Here is a 5,602-nt window from a genome sequence, read left to right as displayed (position 1 = left end):
ATCAGGTGATGCTAAGTCCGTGCAACCGTCCGTGCCGGCTTTGCTGSTTTCGGGAGTGGTGGAGCCGACGGTCCAAGTCTGTAGTAGGTGAGTGATGGGGTGACGCAGTGAGGTAGTCCATCCCGGGCGGTGGTTGTCCCGGGGTAAGGGTGTAGCCCGAGGAGTAGGTAAATCCGTTCCTCGTGTGGGGGTGAGACCTGATGCCGAGCCGTTTGTGGTGAAGTGGATGATCCTGTGCTGTCGAGAAAAGCCTCTAGCGAGGTGTGTGGCGGCCCGTACCCTAAACCGACTCAGGTGGTCTGGTAGAGAATACCGAGGCGTTCGGGTGAACTATGGTTAAGGAACTCGGCAAAATGCCCCCGTAACTTCGGGAGAAGGGGGGCCAAACCTGGTGATCMMWCWTGCWKKGTGAGCTGGGGGTGGCCGCAGAGACCAGCGAGAAGCGACTGTTTACTAAAAACACAGGTCCGTGCGAAGCCGTAAGGCGAGGTATACGGACTGACGCCTGCCCGGTGCTGGAACGTTAAGGGGACCGGTTAGTCACATTTCGGTGTGGTGAAGCTGAGAACTTAAGCGCCAGTAAACGGCGGTGGTAACTATAACCATCCTAAGGTAGCGAAATTCCTTGTCGGGTAAGTTCCGACCTGCACGAATGGCGTAACGACTTCTTGACTGTCTCAACCATAGACCCGGTGAAATTGCACTACGAGTAAAGATGCTCGTTTCGCGCAGCAGGACGGAAAGACCCCGGGACCTTTACTATAGCTTGATATTGGTGTTCGGTTCGGCTTGTGTAGGATAGGTGGGAGACTGTGATACGGGCACGCCAGTGTTCGTGGAGTCGTTGTTGAAATACCACTCTGGTCGTGCTGGATGTCTAACCTGGGTCCGTGATCCGGATCGGGGACAGTGTCTGGTGGGTAGTTTAACTGGGGCGGTTGCCTCCTAAATGGTAACGGAGGCGCCCAAAGGTTCCCTCAGCCTGGTTGGTCATCAGGTGGTGAGTGTAAGTGCACAAGGGAGCTTGACTGTGAGACTGACGGGTCGAGCAGGGACGAAAGTCGGGACTAGTGATCCGGCGGTGGCTTGTGGAAGCGCCGTCGCTCAACGGATAAAAGGTACCCCGGGGATAACAGGCTGATCTTCCCCAAGAGTCCATATCGACGGGATGGTTTGGCACCTCGATGTCGGCTCGTCGCATCCTGGGGCTGGAGTCGGTCCCAAGGGTTGGGCTGTTCGCCCATTAAAGCGGTACGCGAGCTGGGTTTAGAACGTCGTGAGACAGTTCGGTCCCTATCCGCTGCGCGCGTTGGAGTCTTGAGAAGGGCTGTCCCTAGTACGAGAGGACCGGGACGGACGGACCTCTGGTGTGCCAGTTGTTCTGCCAAGGGCATGGCTGGTTGGCTACGTTCGGGAAGGATAACCGCTGAAAGCATCTAAGCGGGAAGCCTGCTTCGAGATGAGGACTCCTGCCTCCTTTGAGAGGGTAAGGCTCCCTGGAGATGACGGGGTTGATAGGCCGGATCTGGAAGCCCAGTAATGGGTGGAGGTGACCGGTACTAATAGGCCGAGGGCTTGTCCATAGAGGCTCGCGTCCACTGTGTGGGTTCTGAGACAACAACCGCACTTCTAAATGAAGAGTGTGCTTGTTCGCTTTGAGACTCCGGGACCTGGATTCAAGATCCGGGTGACCCGATCAGAGTTTCGGTGGTCATAGCGTGAGGGAAACGCCCGGTCACATTCCGAACCCGGAAGCTAAGCCTTTCAGCGCCGATGGTACTGCATGCGGGAGCGTGTGGGAGAGTAGGACGCCGCCGAACAATCTTTGAGGCCTTTGGCCTCCAGCGTGCATGCGCTGGAGGCCAAAGGCCTTTTTTTGTTTTCTCTCCGCATTCTCGGAGAGCGTTGTTCCACTGCCTGCGCGAGAATCGATGTGCAGGCACCGCAGACAGGAGTCACGTCGATGTCCCCCAGCTCCTCCGACGATCGCGACCGCCCAGAACGCCGGCCCCGGCAGTCCGGCTCGGGCCCGCGCCGCGATGACGCCTCCCGCTCGGGTGGCCCGCGCGGCCCGCGGCGTGAGGACGGCGGCCGTGGCGGTCGCAGCGGTGGTTTCCGCTCCGGTGGTGGGTTCTCCCGTGACGACCGTCCGCGTGGCGACCGCCCGCGCGGCGGGCGCGACGAACGCCCGGGCCAGGGCCCCCGACGCGACGGTGACCGCGACCGTTCTTTCTCGCGCCGTGATGACCGTGACCGTGGTTCCTCGCGTCGCGATGACCGCGACCGTGGTTCTTTCCGCCGTGACGACCGCGACGGTGGTTCCTCGCGTCGGGACGATCGTGACCGCGGCTCCTTCCGTCGTGATGACCGTGACCGTGGCTCCTCGCGTCGCGATGACCGTGACCGTGGCTCCTCGCGTCGCGATGACCGCGACCGCGGCTCGTACCGTCGTGATGACCGTGACCGTGGTGCCTCGCGCCGAGACGACCGTGACCGTGGCTCCTTCCGCCGTGACGACCGCGACCGTGGTCCGTACCGTCGTGACGACCGCGACCGCGACCGCGACCGCGGCCATGGCCACGACCGGGACCGGGACCGGGGTCGGCCGCAGGGCGGGTCGGGGGCTCGTAGGGACGAGGGGCGTGACCGTCGGCGCCGCCCTTACGGGGGGCAGGGCGGTGACCGGGACCGTCGGGACGACCGTCGGGGCGGTTTCCGGCGGGACGACGACCGGTCGGGCGGGTTCCGGCGCGGTGGCGGCGATCGTGGGCGGCCGTACGGGCGTGACGACCGGGACCGTGGGCGTGACCGGCAGGACCGTGAGCCGCTGCGGCGGCTGCCGATCGATGAGGACGTCACCGGCGAGGAGCTGGACAAGGACGTCAAGCAGGAGTTGAAGAGCCTGCCGAAGACGCTGGCCGAGGATGTCGCGCGGAATCTGGTGATGGTGGCGCGGCTGCTGGACGACGAGCCCGAGCGGGCGTACGCGTACGCGAAGGTGGCGCTGCGGTTGGCGTCGAGGGTGCCGTCGGTACGTGAGGCGGCGGGTTTCGCCGCGTATGCGGTGGAGAAGTACGCGGAGGCGTTGGCGGAGTTCCGGGCGGCGCGCCGGATGACCGGGCTGCAGCATCTGTGGCCGGTGATGGCGGACTGCGAGCGCGGTCTGGGGCGCCCCGAGAAGGCGTTGGCCATGGCGGGCGAGCCCGAGGTGCGGCAGCTCGACAAGGCAGGGCAGGTGGAGATGCGGCTCGTCGCGGCGGGGGCGCGGCGCGACATGGGGCAGGCGGATGCTGCGGTGGTGACGCTGCAGAGTCCGGAGCTGGCGTCGACGTCCGTGCAGCCGTGGACGGCGCGGCTGCGGTACGCGTATGCCGACGCGTTGCTGGAGGTCGGTCGCGAGGACGAGGCGCGCGAGTGGTTCGCCAAGGCGTTGGAGGCCGATCAGAGCGGTGTGACGGATGCCTCCGACCGGCTCGCCGAGCTGGACGGTGTGGAGTTCATCGACGCTCTGGATGAGGCAGAGGCAGAGGCCGAGGCCGAGGCCGAGGCCGAGGACGGCCGGGACGACGCGGACGGGGCCGCCGCCGGCGGGACCGGGCGGAGTGACGAGGGGCAGGCCTCGGAGGGCTGACCCCGGGCATCCGGACACCGGGTGCCCGGGCATCCGGGCACCCGAACTACGGCGTGCTGCCGCGCTGCCGCGCTGTCGCGTAACGAGAACGAAGGGCGGGCCCCCGGACGGGGCTCGCCCTTCGTTCTCGTTACGCGCTCGTCCTCACCTGTGTGCGGCCAGCGGGTTCTTCAGGGTGCCGGTGAGCTGGAGCGCGCCGGCGGGGTCCTGGAGGTCGACCATCTGCTGGTTGTTGCGCAGCTGGAGGCGGTTGAGGCAGGAGAGTGCGAACTCGTCCGCGAAGAGGTCGTACCGTGCGTGGCGCTCGGCCAGGTGCGGGGTGGACTTCTGGTACTCCTTGGCCACGTCGGCGACGGTGGCCCAGAACGTGTCCTCGTCGATGATCCCGGCCGTGTCGAGGACGGGGGCGAGGAAGCGGAAGAAGCAGTCGAAGACGTCCGTGAAGAGGGAGAGGATCTTCATGTCCTCGGGGACGTCCGCGCGGATGCGTTCGACCTCCGGGGGGAGTGCGGCGTCCTCGCTCATGACGGCGATCTCCTCGGCCAGGTCCTTGAAGAGGGCCCGGCGGGGGACGCCCTGGTCGTCGAGGACGAGGATGACGTTCTCGCCGTGCGGCATGAACACCAGGTCGTAGGCGTAGAAGCAGTGCAGCAGCGGGGTGAGGTAGGCGGTCAGGTAAGAGCGCAGCCACTGGGTGGGCTCCAGGCCGGAACCCCTGATGAGGGAGGCGGCCAGGGAGTTGCCGTCCCGGTCGGTGTGCAGGAGCGAGGCCATGGTGGCGGGCTTCTCGCCGTCGGCCAGGAACGGCATGGGGCTCTCGCGCCACAGCGCGGCGAGCATTTTCAGATAGGGGGAGCCCTTGGGGGCGGCTGCCTCGTAGGGGGCGGGGTGGTAGCCGACGGCGGCGCGTTCGCGCAGGACGCCGAGGCCGGTGGCGCGGAGCGTCTCGTCGCCTGCCACCAGGTCGGCCAGCCAGTCGTTGATGGCCGGGGTCGCTTCCATGTAGGAGGCGGACAGGCCGCGCAGGAAGCCCATGTTGAGGACGGAGAGCGCGGTTTTGACGTAGTGCTTGGTGGGCTGGGTGGCGTTGAAGAAGGTGCGGATGGACTGCTGTGCCAGGTGTTCGTCGTCGCCGTGGCCGAGCGGCACCAGGTGGCGCTGGGCGACCTCGGCGGCGAAGGTGACCGACAGTTTGTTCCACCACTGCCAGGGGTGGACGGGCACGAGGTAGTAGTCGTCCATGTCCAGGCCCTGTTCGGTCAGGGCGGCGGAGAAGCGGCGCAGGGTGGCGCCGGAGAGCTCGGAGAGGACGAGTTTGTCGTAGCTGAGGTCGGCGCAGGCGGTGAAGGTGGTGCGGTCGCGGCGTGCGGCGAGCCAGATGAGCCGGACGGGGGAGCCGGTCTCGGGGGCGTAGGCGCGGTATTCGGCGATGTCGAAGCCGAGGCGGCCGTTGTTGGCGATGAAGCAGGGGTGGCCCTCGGTCATGCCGGACTCGATGTCCTGGAAGCCGGCGGCGGCGAGCTCGTCCGCGGTGACGTGGGGTGCCGCGAGTTTGTACGCGGTGCTGGCGAGGGTGGAGCTGATCTCCTCCAGGTAGACGGGGAGGATGTCGTCGCCGAGGCCGAGTGAGGTGCGCAGTTCGGTGATGAAGGCGAGGGCGTCGAGGGGGATTTCGGCGCCGTCGCGGTGGCGGCTGATGCTGTCGGCTTCGACCTGCCAGTGGTCGAGGGCGTAGCGGCGGGCGGTGAAGCGGTACTCGGTGGCGCCGTCGTCGGAGCGGACGGCGTACCGGCGTGCGCCGTTCCCGTGCGACGCGTCCCCCTGCGCGTCCCCCTGTTCCGTCTCGTCGAGCGGGGTCGGGGTCAGCAGCCGCTCGTGGGTGAACTCGGCGAGCGCCTTGCGTATCAGGAGCCGGGTGGCGCGGGCCCAGCGTTCGGGGGTGAGGTGGCTGACGACCGCGTGGGGTGGGGT

The 5,602-nt window shown here is 66.6% G+C and carries 2 protein-coding genes and 2 rRNA genes; 3 read left to right on the top strand and 1 reads right to left on the bottom strand.

The features are described from left to right. From AB8Z75_RS30130 to AB8Z75_RS30120, 3 genes are all read left to right on the top strand, one after another. Positions 1-1,583: ribosomal RNA gene (locus tag AB8Z75_RS30130) — 23S ribosomal RNA — on the top strand; the annotation flags it as partial. Positions 1,584-1,703: 120 nt separating this feature from the next. After that, positions 1,704-1,820 (top strand): 5S ribosomal RNA (gene rrf / locus AB8Z75_RS30125). Between the two features lie 1,016 nt (positions 1,821-2,836). Continuing rightward, positions 2,837-3,631, top strand: coding sequence for a hypothetical protein (locus tag AB8Z75_RS30120; protein ID WP_369207505.1), 795 nt, complete (start codon positions 2,837-2,839; stop codon positions 3,629-3,631). Positions 3,632-3,775: 144 nt separating this feature from the next. On the opposite strand, the gene AB8Z75_RS30115 is transcribed toward AB8Z75_RS30120, so the two are convergent. After that, positions 3,776-5,602 (bottom strand): IucA/IucC family siderophore biosynthesis protein (locus AB8Z75_RS30115; protein WP_369207504.1); only part of this gene is annotated, 1,827 nt, incomplete at its 5' end.

The organism is Streptomyces sp. PU-14G, assembly GCF_041028275.1.
Taxonomy (GTDB): domain Bacteria; phylum Actinomycetota; class Actinomycetes; order Streptomycetales; family Streptomycetaceae; genus Streptomyces.
The sequence above is the reverse complement of the archived record's forward strand: the minus strand, read 5'-3'. Positions and strand labels throughout refer to the sequence as shown.